At 25.5% G+C, this 24561-nt stretch carries 19 protein-coding genes and 2 pseudogenes; 8 read left to right on the top strand and 13 right to left on the bottom strand.

Annotated features, from left to right (window positions below):
- Positions 1-5 precede the first annotated feature (5 nt).
- The 4 genes and pseudogenes from PSOL_RS02840 to PSOL_RS02855 form a co-directional block, all read left to right on the top strand.
- Positions 6-293 carry a hypothetical protein gene (locus PSOL_RS02840; protein WP_349401859.1) on the top strand — a complete coding sequence of 96 codons (288 nt, stop codon included), beginning with the start codon at positions 6-8 and terminating at the stop codon, positions 291-293.
- A 260-nt stretch (positions 294-553) separates the two neighbouring features.
- Positions 554-901, top strand: a pseudogene (locus PSOL_RS02845) (ATP-dependent Zn protease); the annotation flags it as partial.
- A gap of 31 nt (positions 902-932) precedes the next feature.
- The gene (locus tag PSOL_RS02850) at positions 933-1289 is read left to right on the top strand and encodes an SVM family protein (protein ID WP_349401860.1); all 357 of its coding nucleotides are present in this window, start codon (positions 933-935) and stop codon (positions 1287-1289) included.
- A gap of 308 nt (positions 1290-1597) precedes the next feature.
- Positions 1598-2680, top strand: a pseudogene (locus PSOL_RS02855) (IS3 family transposase); the annotation flags it as partial.
- Positions 2681-3963: 1283 nt separating this feature from the next.
- Here the strand turns inward: PSOL_RS02855 and PSOL_RS02860 are convergent.
- From PSOL_RS02860 to PSOL_RS02915, 12 genes are all read right to left on the bottom strand, one after another.
- On the bottom strand, positions 3964-5427 hold the full coding sequence (locus PSOL_RS02860; protein ID WP_349401861.1) for an MATE family efflux transporter: 1464 nt from the start codon (positions 5425-5427) through the stop codon (positions 3964-3966).
- 152 nt (positions 5428-5579) lie between these two features.
- Entirely contained in the window at positions 5580-6491 is a 912-nt protein-coding gene (rsmH, locus tag PSOL_RS02865) for a 16S rRNA (cytosine(1402)-N(4))-methyltransferase RsmH (protein ID WP_349401862.1), read from the bottom strand.
- 77 nt (positions 6492-6568) lie between these two features.
- Entirely contained in the window at positions 6569-6793 is a 225-nt protein-coding gene (rpoZ, locus tag PSOL_RS02870; protein WP_349401863.1) for a DNA-directed RNA polymerase subunit omega, read from the bottom strand.
- Complete coding sequence (gmk, locus tag PSOL_RS02875; RefSeq protein WP_349401864.1) at positions 6780-7418, bottom strand: guanylate kinase; 639 nt, start codon at positions 7416-7418, stop codon at positions 6780-6782. Before gmk ends, rpoZ begins: the two co-directional genes overlap by 14 nt.
- Positions 7419-7590: 172 nt before the next feature.
- Positions 7591-10071: a leucine--tRNA ligase gene (gene leuS, locus PSOL_RS02880; protein WP_349401865.1), complete on the bottom strand. Its 2481-nt coding sequence runs from the start codon at positions 10069-10071 to the stop codon at positions 7591-7593.
- 117 nt (positions 10072-10188) lie between these two features.
- Entirely contained in the window at positions 10189-10419 is a 231-nt protein-coding gene (acpP, locus tag PSOL_RS02885) for an acyl carrier protein (RefSeq protein ID WP_349401866.1), read from the bottom strand.
- Between the two features lie 550 nt (positions 10420-10969).
- Complete coding sequence (locus tag PSOL_RS02890) at positions 10970-11557, bottom strand: hypothetical protein (protein ID WP_349401867.1); 588 nt, start codon at positions 11555-11557, stop codon at positions 10970-10972.
- 70 nt (positions 11558-11627) lie between these two features.
- Positions 11628-12335, bottom strand: coding sequence for a 50S ribosomal protein L20 (gene rplT / locus PSOL_RS02895; RefSeq protein ID WP_349401868.1), 708 nt, complete (start codon positions 12333-12335; stop codon positions 11628-11630).
- A 23-nt stretch (positions 12336-12358) separates the two neighbouring features.
- Positions 12359-12556, bottom strand: a complete 198-nt coding sequence (rpmI, locus tag PSOL_RS02900) for a 50S ribosomal protein L35 (protein ID WP_349401869.1) — start codon at positions 12554-12556, stop codon at positions 12359-12361.
- Positions 12557-12773: 217 nt separating this feature from the next.
- On the bottom strand, positions 12774-13307 hold the full coding sequence (gene infC / locus PSOL_RS02905; RefSeq protein WP_349402219.1) for a translation initiation factor IF-3: 534 nt from the start codon (positions 13305-13307) through the stop codon (positions 12774-12776).
- 929 nt (positions 13308-14236) lie between these two features.
- Positions 14237-16984, bottom strand: coding sequence for a cation-translocating P-type ATPase (locus tag PSOL_RS02910; protein ID WP_349401870.1), 2748 nt, complete (start codon positions 16982-16984; stop codon positions 14237-14239).
- A 720-nt stretch (positions 16985-17704) separates the two neighbouring features.
- A complete protein-coding gene (locus tag PSOL_RS02915) occupies positions 17705-19351 on the bottom strand; it encodes an AAA family ATPase (RefSeq protein ID WP_349401871.1) in 1647 nt (548 codons plus the stop codon).
- Positions 19352-19940: 589 nt separating this feature from the next.
- On the opposite strand from PSOL_RS02915, the gene PSOL_RS02920 reads away from it, so the two are divergent.
- Genes PSOL_RS02920 through PSOL_RS02935 form a run of 4 tightly spaced genes read left to right on the top strand, consistent with a single transcriptional unit; the run spans position 19941 to position 23974 of the window.
- Positions 19941-21197: an ABC transporter ATP-binding protein gene (locus PSOL_RS02920; protein ID WP_349401872.1), complete on the top strand. Its 1257-nt coding sequence runs from the start codon at positions 19941-19943 to the stop codon at positions 21195-21197.
- On the top strand, positions 21194-22036 hold the full coding sequence (locus PSOL_RS02925; RefSeq protein WP_349401873.1) for an ABC transporter permease: 843 nt from the start codon (positions 21194-21196) through the stop codon (positions 22034-22036). The genes PSOL_RS02920 and PSOL_RS02925 overlap by 4 nt, the downstream gene beginning before the upstream one ends.
- Positions 22020-22823, top strand: coding sequence for an ABC transporter permease (locus PSOL_RS02930; RefSeq protein ID WP_349401874.1), 804 nt, complete (start codon positions 22020-22022; stop codon positions 22821-22823). Before PSOL_RS02925 ends, PSOL_RS02930 begins: the two co-directional genes overlap by 17 nt.
- A 47-nt stretch (positions 22824-22870) precedes the next feature.
- Positions 22871-23974, top strand: a complete 1104-nt coding sequence (locus PSOL_RS02935) for an extracellular solute-binding protein (protein ID WP_349401875.1) — start codon at positions 22871-22873, stop codon at positions 23972-23974.
- A 326-nt stretch (positions 23975-24300) separates the two neighbouring features.
- On the opposite strand, the gene PSOL_RS03425 is transcribed toward PSOL_RS02935, so the two are convergent.
- Positions 24301-24546 carry a DUF2963 domain-containing protein gene (locus tag PSOL_RS03425; protein ID WP_434062267.1) on the bottom strand — a complete coding sequence of 82 codons (246 nt, stop codon included), beginning with the start codon at positions 24544-24546 and terminating at the stop codon, positions 24301-24303.
- Positions 24547-24561 lie beyond the last annotated feature (15 nt).

Here is a 24561-nt window from a genome sequence, read left to right on the forward strand (position 1 = left end):
TTTTGATGTTAAAAAAAACCAAAAAAGTTATCAATTTACCTGAGTCTTTAGAACCTTATCAAGCTATTCGAAATTGGAAAATAAATAATAACTTTGATAATTATGAAGAAGAATACAGTCAAGCAATTAAAAGATGTCCCATTCTTATTGAAACAAATTATAAAAAAATTAATATTTCTTTTAGTGTCAATACTGTTTACCATCTTTTTGAAACCGATAATAAGTTTTATTCACTTTCTTGCACTAACGTTTCTTTAAAAATAGCTGATTTAGCACGCGATTACCTAGAATAGTTAGGTTTTCATGGTTGAGAGGTGCTAGAATTATCAAGGCGCTGGTTTTAATTATACAGGTAAGCCAAGTCTGTACTAAATTTGGCCGTAGCAGTCGTAACCTTTATGATGAAACGCGAAGTTAGTCGTTATTATATTTATGTAAATAATGTTTGGGTTGATGATTGGTATATCGATGATTCTCAATGTATTAGAAGTTGACTTTTTTTTAGATTTTTTATCACCTCCTAAAAAACCCCAAAGAATTAGATTAATTTTTACAAATTAAACAATTACAAAACAAAATCGAAATAATTAAAAACCCAAATACACCTAAACTTGAAAAAAAGGAAATCACATTCAAAGATGTATATGGCATGGAACAAGAGAACAAGAAAAAGAAGAGTTAGAAGATTTAATTTATTATTTCAAAGAAAACAACAATAAATTAGTTAATTACGACCGAATAAAATCCAGAGGATACTTATTGTATGGACCACCTAGAACAGAAAAAATTTTTTTAACGAAAACTTTATGCAATGAAAGTAAAGTCCATTTAATCCAATTTTAACCATCTAAATTAGACAAAACATATATTGGAGAAAGAAACCAAAGAATGGGAAAAAATATGTCAAAAAATTTAAAGGAGATTCTTAATTAATGTTAATTAAATTAAAAAAACATATATTATTATTTAAAATTATTTTATTTATTTTTTTAGGATTATTCTTAATTACTAATCATCAACAAATTATGGCGATGAAAAATGAATCATTGCAAAATAAAACAAATACGGAAAATAAATCACCAAGTATTAATAACAAAGATAAAGTAGTTATAAAATATAAACCTGTAACTAAACAAAACGTTGGAGAATTAGCTAATTATTTTAAAAAAAACCCTCATTTAAAAGATAAATCATTTCAACGTTTAATTAATCATTTGTTTTTAATAAATGAATTACCATTGAAAGATTTTGATTTAGCCTGTTTTAAACCTCCTTTTGATAAAGACTAATTAAATATTTTTAACAAATTTAATTACCTCTACATCATCACCTTCAATAAGAAATATATAAAAAAACCATTAAATAAATACCTTTAAAATAACAATAAAATCTTTTTCGAAAGATTTATTGTTATTTTTTTTAATACAAAATATATCAATAAACAGTTTTATAACATTAAAAGCTTATAATTTAAGATTATGTTAATGAAACAGAAATGAGCTTAGAAATGAGCTTAGAAATGGAGAAAAAATTAAAATCATATTCTTTGGATACCAAATTAAAGGCTGTTATTTTAAAATAAGAAGAGAAAAAATGTAAAGAAATACAAGAGAAATTTAAAATTAAAAATCGTAGTCAAATTTATAAATGGGTTAAAGTGTATGAAAAACTAGGAGCAGAAGGGCTAGAATCACTAATTAAAGGAAAAAATACGCAAATAGAAACAACAGAAGAAATTAATATAATAAAAACAGCAATTAATAAAAAAATTGCTAATAGTTTTAAAAAGAATAGAAAATTGTATTTAGAAATTATTGATGAATATAAAAAAGATATTTCGTTGAATCAATTAACAAAATGGCTCCATATTTCTAAAAATAGTTATTATCGGTGGATAGAACAAAGTAGCAATCCTAGGCCACATAATGATTTAGAAAAAGCTTTATTTCAAATATGTAAACAAAATTCATATATTAATACTGATGGCAAAAGGAAAAGACGCCTTGGATATCGCGTAGTTCATCAAAAATTAATTAATCTTAAATTCAAAATCAATCTTAAAACTGTTTTAAAAATAATGCATAAATTTGGTTTATTATCACAAAGAATTCAACGAAAACCTCAATATTATTATGATTTATCGGTTCAAAAAGAAAATATTTTAAAAAACCTAATTCAAAATAATTTTAAATCAATAAAACCTTTTGAAAAATTATGCACTGATATTACTTATATTATTTTTGGACCGAAAAATAAAAAATTATTTGTTTCAACGATTATGGATTTACACAACCGCGAAATTATAGGGTTTAATATTTCTAAGTTTGCTGATGTTAATTTTGTAATTAATACTTTAACATATCTTCCAAAATTAAAAGAACCTTGTATTATCCATTGTGATAGAGGGAGTGTTTATACTTCCAAGAAATATCAAACTAATTTAAAAGAAAACAATTTGATTGCTAGCTATTCAGCAAAAGGTATGCCAACTGATAATGCATGCATGGAATCATTTTGGGCCAACATGAAACGCGAAACAATTCATTATGAAAAGATACAAAAATTAAATGAATTACAAATTAAAGAAATTATTACTGATTATATTAGATATTATAATATTTATCGCAAAATAAAAGTTTTAAATTGGACGCCAAAAATGCCTAATTATCGTGTTATCTAACCAATAACCAGTGCAGATAAACACTGAAAGAATATGGTGGGCGAGAAAGATGCCTAACTTACTAGGGATTTAACCAACTCCCACACACACGATAATATGTGACATCACGATCTCGGTTTTCGGAACGAAAGAACCAAAAATTATAGCAGAGATCGAAAGCGGATTGAAGGGAAGTTATTACCTAAGATGATATTCCTACGGATATAGCTCTGAAATGAACCTAAGAGAATAAAGGAATGCAATTAGATAGCTCAGAGATAATAGCAAAACACTCTGAAATTAGCTATTTAGATACTATGATACGGAATATCTAAAATTATCAATTAAAAAAGCTAATTATTCACCTAGCCAAACGGTATTTACCTGAGCTAAGGTCATCTCACCTAAAGTAATTGGTCGTAAATTAGAGTAACTTCTATCTCCCCAAAAATCACTAGGTAACTAGTTAAAATATCATTAAGTTGATAGATTCAAGGGAAAAGCAGAACCGTAGAGTAGTCGTAGGAAATTCAAAACTATAACTGGAACGTTATCGCGCACTGACCTACCAAGGAAAGGGATAACAACCCTCGCAAGGCGAAAGGGGAACCAAATCTCTTCACGTCAAACATAATAGATGGGAAAGCAGGTGATCCCAACAAAGACAGACATCACAAAGCGGAGATAGTCTGGAGGATGTAAAGCAAACTCAGAAATGAGAAATGCAATAGAGTAAAACTGTTACCTGGGGGATGAAACAGAGTGATTCCATTAACCCTAAACCCTGAAGGTTTCAATGACGGACTGATGAAAATCAGCAGAGATTTGGAAGCGCCGTGTGCTTGGAAACTTGCTCGCACGGTTGGACGGGGGCCGATTGTAAATAAAACAACAAAGACAAATCGCTGATAAAACGCAATTGATCTATCCGTATATTTATCATCTTTTGTTTAGTTAAAATTTTAATAAATTTAATAATATTGATTTTAAACAACAAATTAAAAATACTTCAAAGACTAATATTTTTTTTCAAAACTGTTTTCATGATATAACAATAGTGATTAATAAGCAATTTGGTTTTTCGCAAAAAATCATATTTTTTTTTCGATAAAATTGTTGCTTTCAACTGGTTCTATTTTGTGGAGCTTATTAAAAAAAGTTTATTTTTTTATTTTTTTTATGTTGCAATTTGTTTTTAACAGTGTATTATAAAAATAATAGTAAATATTTTTTGTAGCCATGTCATTATTGTCTCAAAAATTGTTGTTCTTTATCAGTTCATTTTTTTGTGGAGCTTACCTATGTTAATCTTGTTCAAATAAATTTTCTCGTTTTAATTTAAGATAAAAAGACATAAAAATCCAAACAGTAATAATAAAACAAAACAAATTACTTAAAAAAATACTTAAACCAACCCCTGTCACACCCCAATTTAAAAAATTATGGGAAAATAAGCAAATGAAAAAAATACGCAATATACTTCTTAAAAAATTAATATAAAAAGAAGGAGCTACTTTTTTAAAAGATAACAAAAAATTAAATAAAATAATAGAACCAGAAGATAACCATAAACTAGTTGTTTCAAAAAACAATAATTTACGGAAAGTTTCTCTTTCTAAAACAGGAATTTTCTCCCAAGTTTTATTATTAAAAAAAGGTAAAAAGAACTTATAACCAAAACAGTTAATTAAAGTACCTATTATTGCTAAAACAAACATACAAAAAATAATTTTTTTAAAAGCTGCAAAAACTCGATTAAGATTATTATGTCCCAAATTTTGAGAAATAATAGCATTTTGAGAATCACAAAAAGAATTTAATAAATTATAAAAAACATTATTAATAGTAACTGCTAAAGCTAAATTAGCTCCGATTTGGGCACTATTAAGTTTTTCGGGGCCATTATTATAAAATTCTCTAATAATAATACTTACAATTAATTTTCCTAAACCATAAACACTAATACTCGCGCAAACAGGAATAGCTAGTTTAGCAATTTTTTGTAAAAATTCCTTATCAAAACGTAATTTCTTTAAAACAATTTTAAAGGGGTTTTGATGATCGCAAAATAAAAACCAAAGAGCAAATAAAGTAACAACAGCATTAGAAATAAAAGTAGCCCACGCTAAAGAACTAATTGACTTACCAAAAACATAAAACAAAAAAAAGGATAAAATAACTTTAATAAAAGCATTCAATAAATTCAAAATAAGAGCTACTTTGTTGTTGCCTTTAGCCCGTTCTAAACTTAAAAAAACTGTATTAATAACAATACAAACAAAAGAAACGATAATAAGATTATAATATCTTCTTTGGTCGATATTTACTTGAGGATCTTGATTGATTCCTAAAATTTTATTTAAGATAGGTGTTTGAAAGACAAAAATACATAAAATTGAAAGCACTAAACCAATTAAAATTGATAAAATAAAAGTTTTAGCTAAATAAAGACGCATTTGATCAAGGTTATTTTTACCATAAGCCCGACCTACCAAAATAACTCCCCCTGTAGCTATTGAAATACCGAAAGGAATAATAACTCCTTTAAATAAATGGACACGACTAAGAAAAGTTATTTGCGATGGATCAAAATCATGTCTTTTTAAAATTAAAAGATCGATCGAATCCGAAATATTTTGAAAAACCCAATAAATAATAACAGGGAAAGTAAAATAAAAAATTACTTTCCATAAGTTTCCTTCTAACAAAAATTTTCTATTTCTTTTTTCAGCAATTAAAATTTTGTTTATTTTTTCTGTTTGAACCATTTATAAACCTCCATCTAATGATTTTTTGGTGGTTAACAAACTTTGCAAACGAAAGAAAACACTAATCATTATATCAAAAAAATAATCATTTAAAAAAATAAAAACAGTTTTTTAGTAGTATTTTTATTACATAAAATAAATTAACTATTGTTTTAAATATTTTTAACAGCTACTCTTAATTTAGCTGAGATACTGCGGGAATTATTTTTCTTTTCCTCTTCGCTTGGAACTAAAGCTTTTTTAGTAATAATTCGTAAAGGAGTTGCAGGATAGTTAAGTTTAACAATAGGTAATTTTTTTGGAATTTCCCAAATGCTATTTTTTTTAAAAAAATGTTTAACAATTCTATCTTCTAAAGAATGGAAACTAATAACAACTATACGCCCTTCTTTTTTTAGCAAATCAAGACTTTGCATTAAGGCCTTTTTTAAAACTTCCAATTCTTGGTTAACTTCGATTCGTAAAGCTTGAAAAATTTTTTTAGCACTATGTCCTTTGTGATATCTATAAAACATATCTGTTATAGCAATCAAATCATAAGATTTTTTCAAAGGTCTTCTCTTAATAATTTCTTTTGCAATTAAAGATGCTTTTTTTTCTTCGCCATAAGTTTTAAAGATGTTTTTTAATTTATCAAAAGAATAAAGATTTACAATATCTTGGGCTGTAGTTTTTTTCCTTGTATCAAATCTCATATCTAAAAGGACGTTTTGTAAATAACTAAAACCTCTTTTAGGATCATCAACTTGACAAGAAGATAGCCCTAAATCAAACAAAATTCCATCTAATTGAAAAACACCCCTTTTAGCCAATTCTACTTTTAAATTAACAAAATTACTATGAATAATTTCGATAGGAAAATGAGGTTGTATTTGTTTTTTCATGTTATAACAAGCTTTTAAATCTTGATCAAAAGAATATAAAAAACCATTTTGTAGTTGTTTTACAATAGCTAAAGTATGCCCACCCTGACCTAATGTTGCATCAACATAAACACCATTGGGTTTAATATTTAAAAAAGAGATAACTTCTTTTTTCAAAACTGAAATATGTTTAAAATCCATTAATAACTCCTTAACATAAAAAAAATAGTTAAATTACTTTATCTAAATTGTAATTTAACTTTAATATATTGTTTTATTTATTTAAAAACAAATTTAACTTTATCATGAATAATTTCTTCTAAAGCTTTACCAATTGCTTTATTGCATCTAAGTTCAAATAACGGTTTTTTTTGTTTTTCTATTATATGAGCTATTTTGCTAGCTACATGAACTAATTTATATTTAGAATTAATTTGATCTAATAATTTATCAATCGAAGGATAACTTAAACCATCTTTATTTATTTTTTTATTGTTCAGCATAACCATTGTTCTCCAAAATTTTTAAATAATTACGAATACTGCGTTTAGTTTTTGCATGTTCAGCTCTAATAATTGCAATAATGCGGTCAGCAGCATTAACAACATCATCATTAACAACAATATAATCATATTTATGAGCTAAAGGAAACTCTTTTTTAGCTTTATTGATTCGTTGTTGGATTTTTGCAGTTGGCTCTGTTCCTCTTTTTTTCAATCTTTCATAAAGAGCTTTTTTTTCAGGAGGCACCAAAAAAATAAAAACAGCATTAGGGAATTTTTTTTTTCTTAATTGGGTTGCCCCTTCCACTTCAATTTCTAAAAAAACCTCTTTACCTTCTTTTAAATAATTTTGAATTTGTTTTCGAGGAGTACCATAGTAATGATCAATAAATTTAGCCCATTCTAAAAATTGATTATTTTTAATCCCTAACTCAAATTCTTCTTTATTAAGAAAATAGTAGTCTTTTCCTTCTTGTTCGCCTAATCGAGGACTTCTTGTGGTTGCTGAAATAGAATAAACAAAATTATGATTGTTCATTTCAAATAAAGCTTTTCTAACTGTTGCTTTGCCAACCCCTGAAGGTCCTGAAAGAACTATTAAAAGACCTTTTTGGTTTAATTTCATCTTAACATACCTTTTTTTCAAAAAAATTTGCATCATTTTGGATAAACATTTACTTGAATTGAAGTTTAAAAATCAAATAATAAAAGCAAAGCGAAAGAAAAAAAGTCATTATCACCAAAAAAAATTACCTACAAAAAGATTATAATTTCGATATCATAGACTAAAAAAATAATTAAACAATAATATTTAAAATTTTTAATGGTCCATGAGAAATAACAAAATATTTTTTAGGTGTTTTTTGAGAAAGAAATTTAAAAACTTTTTTATCTTGCAAAGCTAAAGCTTTCATTTGATCCAATGTGATTGTATCCAAAGAAAAACCAAAAGGTAACAGTAAAATAGAACGCATTTTACCATTAACTTGAACAATGAATTGAGATTGCATAACCTCTAAATATTCAGGATTAAATGTAGGCCAAATCATATTTACTAATGTTTCTTCATTTTTTAAAATAACTTGGTTTAACTCTTCTGTCAAATGAGGCGCAATAGGGTTTAACATTTGTAAAAAAATTTGGGCTTGTCCCTTTTCTATTTTTTGACATTTATAAACTTGATTAACAAAAATCATTAATTGACTAATAATTTTATTAAATTTTAATTTTTCATAATTTTGAGTCACTATTTTAAGAGTTTGATGCAATAATTTTTCCAAAATAATATCTTTTTGATCTGTTATTTCAAAAGAAAACATCTGGCAAATTCTATTTAAAAAACGTTGTATCCCTTGAAATCCTTTTTCATTCCAACTTTTAATATCTTCTAAAGGTCCCATAAACATAATGTATAGTCTTAAAACATCTGCACCATATTTTTCCAACATTAAAGAAGCGCTCACACCGTTGCCCTTAGATTTAGACATTTTAGTATGATCGTTTCCTAAAATAATGCCTTGATTTACTAATTTTTGAAAAGGTTCTTTTTGGGAAACTAAACCTAAATCATATAAAAATTTATGCCAAAAACGTGCATATAACAAATGACCGACTGCATGTTCTGTCCCGCCAATATATAAATCCACAGGCAAAAAATAATCTAATAATTTTTTAGCTTCAACTGTATTTAAAGGAATTAAACCTAAATAGTTTTTTAAAATATAGGCAATGTAATACCAAGAGCTACCTGCTAATTGGGTCATAGTATTAGAATCTCTTTGATAGTTTTTACCATCTTTTTCAAAATATAACCAAAAGTATGCTTTTGATAATGGTGATTCTCCTGTACCAGAAGGTTTAATTTTTTCTAAAAAAGGTAATTCCAAAGGCAAAGATTCATCTTCTAAAACATAAATCTTATTAGCTTTATCATAAAAAATAGGTAATGGTTCTGCCCAATATCTTTGACGTGAAAAAACCCAATCATGCAATTTATAAGTGTAATGAGGATGACCTAAACCTTTTTTTTCCAAAAATTGTATCATTTTTATTTGTGCTTGATGATTGTTTAGGCCGTTTAAAAAATCACTATTAATATGAATTCCATCGCTTACAAAAGCTTGTGTTATCTTTTTTTTTGCATTTTTATTGGTTAAACAATCAAAAGTTATCTTTGGTTCAACTACTTGAATCATTTTTAAATGGTGTTTTTGAGCAAACTCAAAATCTTTTTGATCATGGAAAGGCACCCCCATTAAAATTCCTGTACCAAAATGAGGTAAAACATAATCGGCAACCCAAATGGGAATTTTTTCTTCATTACAGGGATTAATAGCATAACTACCCGTAAAAACACCGCTTTTATCTTTGTTAATATCTCTTTCTAAATTTTTTTTTTGTTTGGTGTATTCTAAATAAGCTAAAACTTCTTCTTTATGTTTTATTGTAGTAATTTGTGATAATAATTCATGTTCAGGAGCTACAACTAAAAAAGTAACACCAAAAAGAGTATCTGGACGAGTAGTAAAAGCTTTTAAATAAAAATTTTGGTTAAAAATAGCAAAAGAAACGATAGCACCTTGAGTTTTACCGATCCAATTAATTTGCATTTCTTTGACGTTATAGGGCCAATCAACAAATTCTAAATCAGTTAAAAGTCTTTCGGCATAATCAGTAATTTTTAAAACCCATTGCTTCATTTTTTTTTTAATAACGGGGTGAAATCCTCTTTCAGAAAAAAGACCTTTTTCGTTGGAAATGACTTCTTCGTTTGCAAGAACTGTTCCTAATTCAGGACAAAAATTAACTTCTATATCTTGTAAAACTGCTAATTTTTTTTCATAAAGTTTTTTAAAAATCCATTGAGTCCATTTATAAATATTAGGATCTGAAGTAGCTAATTCTTTATCCCAATCAACACTTTTACCTATTCTTTGAATTTGTTTTTTAAAATTCTTAATATTGTCATAAGTAAAGGTTCTTGGATTTTTACCTGTTTGCAAAGCATATTGTTCTGCGGGCAGTCCAAAAGAATCCCAACCAAAAGGATGAAAAACATTATACTGTTGCATTCTTTTAAAACGACTTACAATATCAGTTGCTGTATAACCTTCAATATGACCGACGTGTAGTCCTTCTGCAGAAGGATAAGGAAACATATCTAAACAATAAAATTTCTTTTGACATGTAATAAATTTTGTCTTAAAAATTTTATTTTTTTGCCAATAGAGTTGCCATTTATATTCTATTTTTTTAAAATCATAATTTAATTTAACCATTATTATAAACCTTCTATATTGTTGTGCATCGATTTTATCATCATCACTAAGAATCAATTTTTTTTATTACAAAACAGTTTTGAATGTCAAAAATTATGATTTCCTTGTTAATATTAATTAGGAAAGATTTTTTTCAATATATATAACTATATCTTCTACTGTCTTAAAATTTTGCAAAGTTGCATCACTAATGCTAATATTAAAAATTTTTTCTATTTCTATTATCAATTCTAAGGCATCCAACGAATCAAGCCCTAAATCTTCTTTAAAACGCGTTTTGTAGGTTATTGAATTGGGTTCTAAAGATAATTGAGTTACCATTAAATTTTTTATTTTTTCTAAAATCATTATTTTTTTGCCCCTTTTTTTAAAAAAAGTAATAGTTATTTAATAATATTATATTCTAAAAAACTTTGCTTAATATGATACATTTTTGTAGTCATAGCCTAAAAAATAAATAAAAATCATTTTCTACCACCACTTAATTAAAAGATTACGGCTCTTATTTAAAAGAAACAAACTAAATTATTTTAGTTTGTTCATTGCAATTATTTAATTTTGTAAATATAATTTTATTGAAACAAAATTATATTTGATTTTTAACTTAAAATGCAAAAGTTTAATGTTTTTTTTTGTCATACATTACTTATTTAAATTAATAAAATATAAAAAACAAAACGATCAAATAAAATTACTTCATGAACTAAATGTATAATTTTATTATCTTTGATGTTGTAATTATAATCTAATTTTTGAATAGTCATTTAATGTTTAAAAGTTATTGCTAAAACAAATTTATCTATTCTTAAGAGTTACTATAATATTAAAATTATTTTTGAACTAAGAGTACCATTAAATATAGAAACTAAATTATTAATTTTTTTGCTCCATGCGAGTATCAGTGTTTTTTCATTTTTTGAATAGCTACAAAAAAATGAAAAAGAGCATAGAAAAAAGATAAAACAGCTAATGTTTTTAAAATAGTATTTCTAGATAATAATTCAGTACCTATTGCATAACTTCCACAACCAAACATAACCAGGTAAAAAGTAAAAGATATATTTTTTTCTTTTTTGAAATATTCAATATGCAAACTAACGAAACTATGAACCAAAACAAGCAAAGCTAAACATTTATTAAAGTTTAAAAAATGAGCAATAAAAGTATGTTCATTCTTAAATGTTTCAACAGAACATAATCCCATTGCTGGCAAAAAAAAACCAGTTAAAATAAGTAAAATAAATAAAATAGTTTCAAAAGCAAAAATAAAACGGCTTTTAGTTAAAGTTTTTTTATATTTGTTAAAAACAACTAAATAAGTAAATAAAAACAAAAGAATACCCAAAAAAATATCTCCCAATTTAATTTTAATTGTAGTGGTGCCTATTGGAAGCTCTGTATCCAAAAAACAAAAAACAGAAACTAAAAATAATAAAATTCCTATAAATATAGAATTTAATCCTTTTTTAATGATTATTTTACTCATGCAAAATTCTCCTTATTTTTTTAGTTTACTTCAAGAATAATTTCTTCAAGCAAGCAAAATTTCAAAATAACTATTTCATCAGTACTTCTTTTAAAAGAGTGATTATTTCTATTTTTTTAAGTTTATAAATGCCAGATATTTGATAATCTTTGGCTAATTGTTTTAACTCAGGAAGCAACATTTTTGATAATTTATCAATAACAAATTTAGAATTATTTTTGGGCAATTTCGCTTTTTTTTCTGCTTCATTTTTTTGTTGTTGTAACTCTTTTTTATTTTTTTCTAATTCTTCTTGTTGTTGTCTTGTTAATTCAAGTTCTTCTTTCTCTGCTTCATTTTTTTGTTGTTGTAATTCTTTTTGTAATTTTACTTCTTGCTGTTTTTCTTCTTCAGTTTTTTGTTTTGTTAATTCTTTTTTAAATTGTTTTAAAGAAGATTGAGCTAATTTCACATAATTAGAAAAAACTTCTGGTTGTTGATATGCTAAATCAGCTAAAACTTTACGATTAACATCAACTTTAGCCAAAACAAGACCATGCATCAAATGAGAATATTTTATTCCTAAAGACATACAACCAGCATTAACGCGAGCAATCCACAATTTACGAAAATCTCTTTTTCTTTGTTTACGATCTCTATAAGAATATTGCAAAGAACGCATAACTTGTTCATGAGCTGTTTTGTAAAGGGTACTTTTAGAACCAAAATAACCTTTAGCCAATTTTAAAACTTTTTTACGACGTTTATGTCTTGCTGGGGTAAAATTAATTTTAGCCATATTTTTTTATTTTTTTAACCTTTCTATAAACCTCTAATAAGGGTTTTAATTCTTTTATAATCAGAATGATCAACAGAAACAACTCCTCTTAATTTTCTATTTTGTTTAGTGGTTTTAGAAGCTGCAAGATGATTTTTATAAGCATGTCCTCTTAATAATTTCTTATTTTTAGTGACTTTAATTCTTTTTTTAAGACCACTATGAGATTTCTTTTTAATCATTTTATTATTAGTTCCTTTCTTCTTTTTTTTGCTTTTGTCATAATTTTAGCTATCTTGTTTAAATTTTTGTTGATGTTAAAATTAACATATGATGATAATTTATTAATTTTTTTTAAAAAACAAAGATAAAACCCGGCAATAACAATTTTTTTTATTTGATTATAATTTTAAAAAATGAAACAATTATTAATTTTGTTAAAATATAAAAAAATAATTTTTATTTTAAAGGAGATAAAATAGTTGTAAATTGATTACCTTGTAATTTCAAAGGACTTTCTATTTGAGCCAAACTATTTAAATCTTGAATAATTTTTTTCAAAATTGCTTCTCCTAATTTAGAATTATTAATCATACGACCGCGGAAACGCATACTAATTTTAATTTTATCACCTTGTTTTAAAAATTTTTGAATTTGCTTTAGTTTAGTATTTAAATCGTTAGTATCAATATTAGGGGTAATCCTAATTTCTTTTAAAACACTAATTTGAGCTTTTTTTTTAGCTTCACGATTTTTTTTTTGCTGATTGTAACGATGTTTTTGATAATCCATCAAACGAGCGACCATAGGAACAGAATCTGCATTAACAACTACAATATCAATTTCTTTTTGTTCCGATAATTTTAAAGCTTCATTTTGATTAAAAATTCCTAATTTTACCCCTTTTTCATCAATAATTAAATATTTACCTTTGGGTATTTTATCATTGTATAATTCTACATTAGAACTTTTTTTTATTTTAGATAATTTAATATTTCAAGCCTCCTTTAATTTAGTATCAATAATTTTGGGATAAGTTTTAAAAAAATATTTCTTCTTAAAAAAAAGAAATGCCTATGATAAAAGCATTTCTCTTAATATAAATAGCATTAAAACTAAAAGTATAAAACAGTGTTTAGCAAAAAAATTAAATGTTTGCGTGCTATTTGCCCAAAAACTATTTTTTCAAGTTTATCAGGCGAGAGAAATACTCTTCTTTTCACATATAAAATAAAAGATCATAAACTTTTTCATAAATTCATAAATATAATCTTTATAAAAATATAACTTACATTTTCAATTATACAATAAAAAAGAATAATTTGTTAATTAATTTCATATAAAATCAAAAAAAATTCAAATTATAATAATTTTTAAAATTTAAACTAATTTTTTAATCGCCTTTTACCTTCTAAAGGTTTATTGAAATATTTTTTTCTTAGGTGATTGTTTTTGTTTGAAATATATAATTTTTTAGATTAGTTTTATTATCTAATATTAACAAAAAAATGACAATTATTTTATTTATTAAATTACTAAAATTAAAAAAATGAAATAAAAAAAGATAAATTAGAAAAGAAATGTTGTTTTTTTTGAAAGTTATAATAAATTAATAAAAGTATATTTTTTATTTAAGGAATACGGTTAGGCGCTGGTTCAAAAAAAACAACTATCTAAACATAAAAAATATCAAAGCTAAATTTTTTTATACAAGAGATAGAAAAAAACTCTTTAAAAATATTTTTTTAATTTACTAAAAGATGATATTTTATTGTTTTCATAGTTTATATTTAAAACAAAAAAAAGACCCTTAAAAAGAGTCTTTTTTATTAATTTGATTTTATGTATTTTCTAGTTTTTTTGTTGTTTCTTGTTTTTTTTATTTATTTCATGAAAAAATACAAAATATTTATCAATTTTTTTTAGTGTTTTATTATATCTTTTGGTTCAAAATTAAAAGTTTTTTTCCAAAGAGTGTCAAATAATAAAAGGACCAAAGGACATAATAATAACCATAAATAATGCTTTAATTCAATATCTTTAGTGTGAAAAATATCACTTAAATAATTAACTTTTGTAATTAAAATAAAGAATACAATTTCAATTAAAATGCCGCAGTATAAACTTTTATTCGGTTTTTTTAAAGTTTGCCAAAAATAAAACTTATCAGAACGACAAGCAAAAGCGTTTCCTACTTGAGTAAAAATAACTGCTCCAAAAGCCATTGTCGAAGCTAATATGAAGTTGTTTTGAGTTGGTTCGTAAATAAAGTAAAACAACCCTAACGAAATCAGACCTTCAACAATCCCTAAAAAACCATAACTTCTTCTTAAGACTTTGCCATCCATTAAATGGTCCTTAGTGCTGCGCGGTTTTTGAGACAATAAACTATTATCTGTTTTTTCGGCGCCTAGTGCAATAGCGGGGATTAAATCAGTTAAAAGATCAATTGCTAAAATTTGTAAAACGTATAAATAAGGTTCTTTTACTCCTAAAAAAGCAATGGCAATAAAAGGGAAAATTTGTGGAATGTTAGAAGCAAAAACATAAGTTATAAATTTTTTGATGTTTGCATAAATACAACGCCCTTCTAAAACCGCTTTGGAAATGGTGGCAAAATTATCATCTAATAAAATCATATCAGCAGCATTACGGGCAACATCAGTTCCTGATTTACCCATAGCAATTCCAATATGAGCTGCTTTTAAAGCTAAAATATCGTTGACTCCATCGCCAGTAACTCCAACTATTTCACCATTTGCACGATAAGCCTGCACGATTTTTAGTTTATGTTTTGGGGTTGTACGCGAAAATATAACAGGTTTTTCTGATTTTAAAATATCTTGCAAATCTTTATCAGTCATTTGGTCTAAATTAAAACCATCTAAACCAATAAAATCATCTTTGATAATTCCTATTTGCTTGCCGATAGCAGCAGCAGTTAAACCATAATCACCTGTAATAATTGTAATTTTGAGTCCTGCTTGAATTAAATTACTAACAGCTTCTTTCACTTCTTCTCTTGGGGGATCATAATTGACAGCAAAACCTAAAAAAACCATATCTTCTTCTAAAGGATTATTTTTTTCAATTTTTTTGTAAGCAAGGGCTAATACACGAAATCCTTGGCTAGCAAAATGATCATTTTGTTTTAAAAAAGATACTTTTTCATGGTCATCGAAAGTACTAACTTTTTTATTTTTGTATTGCATTTGACATTGTTCTAAAACAATATTTGGAGCACCTTTAATGAATAAATATTCTGAATTGGTGTCATATGATGTTTGATGGTTATTTTTTACTAAAACACTCATTTTTTTGCGTTCAGAAGTAAAAGGATTTAATTTTAAAACTTTTATATTATTTCTGATATCCTCCAAATTGTAACCATATTTTTTAGCAGCAATTAGTAAAGCACCTTCAGTCGGATTACCAATTAATTCGAATTGGTGAGGATTTTTTTGGTTAGGAATTAATTTCGCTTCAGAACACAAAACAGCAGCAATTAAAAATTTTTCAATTCCTTTTTGAGCGATGAGGTTATCTTGGGGAATTTTAAACTTAATTTGATCATTATAACCTGAACCATCAAGTTTAATTAAACCATCTGGTGTCATAATTTTTCTTACTGTTAATTGATTTTGGGTTAAAGTCCCTGTTTTATCGGTGCAAATAACAGTAGTAGAACTTAAGGTTTCTAAAGAAGATATTTTTTTAACTAAAGCTTTTTGTTTAGCCATTCTTTGTGAACCAACCGCCAAACTTAAGTTAACTGTTGGCAAAAGTCCTTCGGGAATGTTAGCAACCAACATCCCAACAGCACAAATAAGAGCATTTTTAAAAGATGTTGATGAAAATCCATTTTTACAAAAAGAAATAATAAAAGCAATTGAAGCAGCACAGGAAGCTATAATGCTTACTTTTTTAACGATATGATGCATTTCTTGATCTAAAATACTTTTACCTTTATCAATAGTTTGAGATAAATGAGATACTTCACCAATTTGTGTATCGTTACCGATAGCATAAACAACAGCAAAACAACTACCTTGAGTTACTATTGTTCCTGCGTAAATTAAATTAGGAATTTCTGTAATCGAACAATTATTATTAGTGTTTGGTGATTCGGTACGATTTAAAGGAATGGTTTCTCCTGATAACATTGAATTATCAACAAAAAAACTATTAGCTTCAATGATGCGAGCATCAACTGGTACTTGACTTCCTGTTTCTAAAAAGATAACATCACCAATAGTTAATTCTGTTACATCCATCATCTCTATTTTTTGTTCCCGATAAACTTGTACTTTTTTAGGGATCATTTTTCCCAAAGAAGATAACATTTTATCAGCTTTATATTCTTGTGAAAAAGAAAACAAACCATTAACGATAATCACTAAAATAATCGCTATTCCTATTGGGTTGTGTTCAAGAAAAAAAGCTAAAACAGCAGCAATCCATAATAAAATCGCCATAATAGAAGTAAATTGTTGAATAAATTGTTTCCAAAAATGAAAAGATTTGCTTTGTTTAATAATGTTTTTACCGTGGGTTTTTTGTTTTTCTAAAACTTGTTCATTTGTAAGTCCTTTGAAAGTAGTATTTAAATGTTTTAAGGCATCATCTTTATTAAGGCGACTTATTTGCAAAAGTTTTTCTTTTTTGTCCATATAATTAATATTTCCTTTAGTTAAATTTTAATATTTGATTATTTTTATAAACTATTTTATTAGGGGTAATGGATTTTAATTAAAATAAATTATAGTAAGATTAATTTAAAAGATAAAAAAACTATAAAAACAAGATAATATTTTTAAAAATGATTTTACTTTGTTTTTTGTTATTTTCGATAATTATACCAATAAATTTATCATGAAATTGTTTAATTGCTTTATCAAGCCTGATTAAATTATAACAAAACAAAAAATAAAATCAAGTAATAAACATCAAAAAAAGAAATTATTTTTCCAATTTATCTTATAGCGACAACAACTTTTATTTTTAAAATTAAAAAATAAAAATAAAAATAATATTGTTTTTGTAATGACTACAAAATTTTAATCTAGCAAAAGAATTATTTATTATTAATTTTTTTACTAAAATCAAGAAAGCAAAAAATAAAAAATAGTTTTTGAGATTCAATTATTATTACTTTTTGAAAAAATAAAATTTATCAAACATCAGATTCAAAAAAATTGACACTGTACCAAAAATGGCAACCATCCAAAAACAAAAAAATAAAAAAGTTTATAAAAATTAAATTCAAAAAGTTCAAAAAAATCCATCTATATAAGATGGATTAAGACTAAATTTTGAAAAGGATGAAGAGGAAAGAATATGATTTGCATATTGCAGTTTAAGGATTGGTTTATGTTGAAAAAGTTAGTTAATTAATATAAATTCAAATTTCCGTTGTCTATTTTTATTTGTTGTTCTTGTTGGGTAATTATTGAAAAATCATCTTTGTTTAAAGTTTTGTTTTCTTTAATTTTGCTATATAAAGAATTATTATCTTCTTCTTTTTGAATAAAATCATTTTTTTTGCCTTCTAATATTTTTTTAGCTATTTTATATGATTCTTGAATAATTCCTTCAATTTTCTTAATTTGGTTTTCATTAGGTATAGTTTTGTTTAAAGGGTTAATCCCCGACATATCATCATTTAAAGACATGCCATAAGTAATAACCATTTCTTTAGCCATAATATAAGCTTTCCCCAAATCATTACCACAACCTACACTAATTTTATCATTCTCAAATATTATTTCTTCAGCAGCCCTTCCTCCTAAAGCAACTATAATTTGTTTGATTAAATCCATTTTAGTAGGTAATTTGGTGCTATTTTTAGGAAAAAAAATAGTATAACCGCCAGCTTTGCCTCTCGCTTCAATAGTAACACGATGAACTTCAAAACCTAAAGTTTTGGCCAAAATAGCATGTCCTAATTCATGTGTAATAATTCTTTTTGTTTCCTCATCTGTTCTTGATGATGATGTTTTAGCCCCCATCAAAATAAAATCCATAGCATCGTAAATAATATTTTCTATATTAATTGAATTATTTGAATTTTTGATGTTTTTTTTAACTTCTTTAGCTAAAGCTATAATTTGAGCAGGGGAAAATTTAGCACCATGAATCACTTTGGCAATATCATTAGAGTTTGAATTAATATTTGGAATTTTTTTTTTGAGTAGAAGTTCTGTTGTTTTCAAATCAGGTAAATTTAATAAAATATGTTTTCCTAAGCGTCCTTCTCTTATTAAAGCAGAATCTAAAATATCAATTCTATTAGTAGCACCAATAATGATGGGTTGAGGAGTTTGATCGGAAGAAATAAAACCATCTATTTCAGCTAATAAAGCGTTTAAAGTTTGGTTTTGTTCTTGATTTTTATTATCGTCGTTCGATCTTATACCACCTAAAGCATCAATTTCATCGATAAAAATAAAAAAATACTTTTGATTGGCATTGATAGCAGTTTTTTTAGCGGTTTTAAATAATGATCTAACTCTTGAAGCGCCAACTCCAACATATTTTTCAACAAAATCAGAACCAGTAGTGATAAAAAAAGGAGCCTTTTGGACAACAGAATCAGCTAAACACTTGGCTAAAAAAGTTTTTCCAGTTCCTGGAGGTCCATGTAATAAAATCCCCCCTGGTAAATCTGGATTTAGGTTTTGTTGTGTTAAACCATTAACTACATCGATATATTCTTTAAGTTGATTTTTCACTTCTTCATAACCAATAAAATCATCAATTGATTTAATAAATCTTGTGTTAGGTTTATATTGTTTATCAGCGGCCCAATTTAAGTCTTTTTCTTCTTTTTTTCCTAAAGATTGCTGTAAATCTTGAGCGCCATTGATTAACATTAAAATAAAGATAATCACCAAAATATTAACAATAATACTTAAAACACGAGCTATAATTGATAAATAATCGGGTTTTTTTGGTGGAAAATATGGAAAATAGGGTAATGGTTTTTTTGGTGGTTGCGGTTTTGGTTCATCATCAAATCTTTGGGGTTCCCATTTCATAAATTAACATCCTTTTTTTATTTTATTATTTTATTTTTTAAAAAAATTTTTAATTTTTTTATCTATAATTTAAAAGAAACTTATTATGATGATAAATAACACAAAAAAAAGAAAAATAATTTTAATTATTGCTAATATTGAAATATGCTCACATCTTTAAACTTTAATTTTTTATCAGATTATTTTTGCTTAAAAAGATAAAAATTAAAATTTTTTTAACTTAAAAACATGAAAAAAGTTTAATAAATTAAAAATATTTTTTTAAATTAATACTTAACATTTTATATTTTAACAAATTTTAAAAACATCTCATAAATAAAATGATTTTTATGATATTAATTTCGTTTTTTTATGATATGCTAAAATTAGCAATAAAGAATTATTAATTTTTATTTTATTGATTTAAATTTCTTTATTTTTTTATAATCTTTGCTATTGTTTTATTTTTGATAATTCTAGATAGATTTTAATATTTGTTTTTAAAGAAAACAATTTTTAAAAGAGATTTTATTTTTTTTAAATTAAAAAAATTGCATAGCAAAATTTTTTATTTTTACTAAATTTAAAAAGATAAGATAGGTGTTTGACTATGAAAACATTAATTACTTTAAAAGATTTAACTAAAGTTTTTGATAATCAATTAATTTTACGAGGGATTAATTTAGAGATTAAACAAAATGAATTTGTGACTTTATTAGGACCTTCTGGCTGTGGCAAAACTACTATTTTGCGTATTATTGGTGGTTTTGAAAATCCTAGTAGTGGTGAAGTTTTGTTTCAGCAAAAAAATATTTTAAATGTGGCCGCTCACAAAAGACCAATTAATACGGTTTTTCAAAAATATGCTTTATTTTCTCATTTAAATGTTTTTGAAAACCTCGCTTTTGGTTTACGTTTAAAAGATTTTAATACTCCAAACAAAGAAAAATTAAAAAAGATAGAAGAAAAACACCATGATAACACAAAAGAATTAATTAAAATATGGCAAAAAGAATTAGCTTTAGCTTTAACTTTAGAGCAAAAAAAAGCAACTGATCAAAAATTTAAAGAACAAAAAGAACTTTTAATTCAACAATTTAAAACAACAACTAACTTATTAAAAAAAAGTTTTATTGATTCAAAAAAAAAAGAAATAGAAATTCAAAAAGAAGTTTTTAAATATTTAAAAATCATGGGTTTACAAGGATTAGAAAAAAGAACAATTGAGCAATTATCAGGAGGACAACAACAACGAGTTGCAATTGCAAGAGCCTTAATTAATAAACCGCAAGTTTTATTGTTAGATGAGCCTTTATCTAATCTTGATTTGAAGTTAAAACAAGAAATGCAATATGAACTCAAAGAAATTCAAAAAAATGCTGGTATTACTTTTTTATTTGTCACTCACGATCAAGAAGAAGCTTTTACAATGAGTGATAAAGTAGTTGTTATGAATCACGGAGAAATTCAACAAATAGGCACTCCGCAAGAAATTTATAATGAACCTGCTAACCGTTTTGTAGCTCAATTTGTGGGAGAATCTAATTTAATTCAAGGGGTGATGAAAGATGATAATTTAGTTTACTTTGATCATCAAAATTTTGCTTGTGTTGACAAGGGTTTTCGTAAAAATGAAAAAGTTGATATTGTTATTCGCCCTGAAGATATTGATATTGTTACCAAAGGTCAAGGGTTAATTTCAGGAATTGTTGAATCCGTTGTTTTTAAAGGAGTTCATTGGGAAATTGATGTTAAAACTGACCAAAGAACATATACCATTCAAACAACAGATCATGTGAAAGTTAATAAAGAAGTTGATATTACTTTTAATCCAGAAGATATTCATGTTATGGAGATTTGGCAATGAAAAAAAAAGATTTTTACACTTGTAAAGATAATCAAAAACTATATCTTTTTTTAATTCTACCTTATTATATTCTCTTAATAGGGTTAATTTTTTTACCAATGAGTTTTATTTTTTTTGATTCTTTTCGTGATAATAATGCCCATCATGCTCTTTTTTCTCAGTCTTTAACTTTTGATTATCATAAAGAGTTTTTAACCAATCTTTTTTTTTTGTATGTTTTATTAAGATCAATTGCTATTTCTATTATTGTCACTTTTTTGCTTTTAATTATTGTTTATCCTTTAGCTTATATGATATCACGTTTAAATTTCGTTTTACAAACCTTTTTAGTCATTTTAATTAATGGGACGATGTGGATTAATATGATCATTAAAACTCAAGCTTTAGTCCAAATCTTACAATTAGTACAAAAATCTTTATTAGAAACTAATTTTGCAATGATTTTAGGGTTGATTTATTTATTTTTACCTTTTATGTTTTTACCAATTTACACTGCTATTATCAAAATAAATCCTCAACAAATACAAGCCGCTAAAGATTTAGGAGCAAATGAATGGCAAGTATTTCAAAAAATAATTTGGCCTTTATCTTTGCCTGGAGTAATCGCTAGTGTTTCTTTAGTTTTTTTGCAAGCAGTTACAAACATTATAGCACCGCGTTATTTAGGACCAACCACTCAAATAACTATTGCTGAATTAATCGAAAATAAAACTTTATTAAGTGGTGAAATTAAACAAGCTTGTGCAATTGCCATTTATTTATCTTTAGTTATGTTTTTACTTTTTTATTTTTTTAAAAAAATAAGTTTAAAAGGAGGTTACAATGAAACTTCATTTTAAGCCAAAATTAATCAATATTTTATATATTATCATAGTTTTGGGCTTTATTTATTTACCGATTGCATCTTTAATTATTTTTTCTTTTAATAAAAGTGAAGGAAGAGTTGCTTCTTTGGTTAATTGGCAAGGTTTTAGTTGGCAATGGTATCAAAAACTTTTAGATGATAAAACCATTAAAGCATCTATTATAATCACTTTAAAAATTGCTTTTTTAACCACTATTATATCTACGTTTTTAGGTACTTTTGCAGCCATTAGTTTAGCTCAAAGTTTGAAAAAAAAATGGCGTCATATGATTTTAAATGTTAGTAATTTTTCGATTGTTGTTCCTGAAATTATTACAGCTTTATCTTTATTTGTTGTTTTTGGTTTTCTTCGTTTAGATTCATCTTTTTGGAAAATGCTTTTAGCTCACATTTCTTTTTGTACTCCTTTTGTAGTAATTACTGTTTATCCAAAAGTTATAAGTCTTGATCCTTATTGCCTTGAAGCAGCTTATGATTTAGGTGCAACCCCTTTCAAGGCTTTAACAAAAGTGATTTTACCGCAATTAAAAGGAGCAATGTTAATTGGGGCTACTTTAGCTTTTACTTTATCTTTTGATGATTTTATTATTTCTTATTTTGTGGGTGGGGCAGAATGTCAAAATATTTCATCTTATATTTATAGTCTTAAAGGGACAATTAATCCCACCATTAACGCTTTATCTACCATTTTAATTGTTTTAACTAGTTGCAAAGTTATTCTTAATTTTATGAAACAAAAAAAGGTTGATAGACAAAAATGAAACAACTAACAAAAAAAGTTTTTTTTTATTTTGTTTTTTGCTACATTATGATTTTAATTGTTATTTTTACTGGTAATGTGCAAGCAGCAAAAAACCAAGAAACATCAAAACAAGTATTGACTTTATTTAATTGGGGCGAATTTTTAGATCCTCAAACAATTATTGATTTTGAAAAAGAAACTCAAATTGAAGTTAAACAAGTTTTTTTCTCCTCTAATGAGCTAGCGGTTACTAAAATTAAAAGTCATTTTCAATATGATTTAGCTATTTTAAGTGAATACGCGATTGATCAATTAATCCAAGCTAACTTATTAGAAAACATAGAAAAAAATAAGTTAAAGACCACAGACAAATATTATAATATATATAATGATGAATATAATAATTTAACTAGAACTCAAAATTTTGATGATTATGCAGTTCCTTATTTTTGGGGAAAAGTAGTTCTTGTTTATAACAAAAAGAAAGTACAAGAAAAAGAAATAAAAAAACAAGGTTTTGATATTTTAAAAAAATCCGGTTTAAGAGTTGCTTTATGTAATAATTCGCGTGATGGCTTGATGTTGGGTTTAAAAGCACAAAGTTTATCAATTAATAAAATGACACAAACAAACTTAGAAAAAGCAAAAAAATGGCTCTTAGACCTTAAAAACGAAAAACCGGACTTGGCTTTTATTAACGATCAACTAATTGATCGGATGTCGCAAAAAGGTCGGGAATATTATGATGTTGTTGTGGCTTATTCTGGAGATGCTAATTTTTTAATAGAAAAAAATGACAATTTAGACGTTATATCCCCTGAAAAAGGAACTAATGTTTGGGTTGATGCTTTAATAATGCCTAAAGGAAGTCAAAAAAATTTAGCTTATCAATTTATTAATTTCTTAAGAAACAAAGATAATTACAATAAAAACTTATTATATGTTAAATATGATTCACCTTATGAAAATGCAACAAATAAAATTAAAATTAAAGACAAAGATGAAGTTTATCAATATGACAAAGATCATCAAAAATTAATTAATACTTACTGGAATGATGTTATTGCTTATCCAAATAAAAAAGATTATTGGCTTTTTATTTTTAGTGGATTGATTTTGATAAGTGTTATAATTATTTATTTTGTTAATGGCGGCAAAAGATTTTCATGAAATTTCACAATATTGTCTTTTTGTTTTAAGGGCTCTGAACTAAAAAACAGCAATCATCCAAAAACAAAAAAATAATTTTAAAAGTTTATAAAAATCGCCCCCATTCCAAATTTTAATTTTTTTCAATTAAATCAGAATTATTTTTTACTTTTTGAAAAGTTGAAACTTTATAAAAAAAGAAATAAAACAATTGTTAAACAAAAAAATATTTTTAATAAGTTTTAATATCTTTATTTATTTTTCTTTTCTTTTTTTCAAGTTTAAAGTTTTTTTGATTGATTGGATTTTTTAGTAAATAAAAAAAGCTAGTCTAAAACTAGCTTTTTTTATTTAGTTTTTTTTAACAATTCACTATCTGAATTGTTAGTTTGTAAAAAATCCCATGTAGTTGTGTCGCATTCGACGATACGTTTGATTGTTTTTTCGTCGGAATGGAACCAAATTGTTTTGATTACGGCTACGTCTTTGTTGTGTTCATAGGTGTTACCAAATTGTTTTATTGATTGGAATTGTGTTTTTTTGGTTGAGTCGGTCGGGTTGGAAACAAATTGTTTTACCGTCGGAATAAAAATGGGTTTAGTTTAGAG

The sequence above is a fragment of the Candidatus Phytoplasma solani genome (assembly GCF_040126175.1).
Classification (GTDB): Bacteria; Bacillota_I; Bacilli_A; order Acholeplasmatales; family Acholeplasmataceae; genus Phytoplasma; species Phytoplasma solani_A.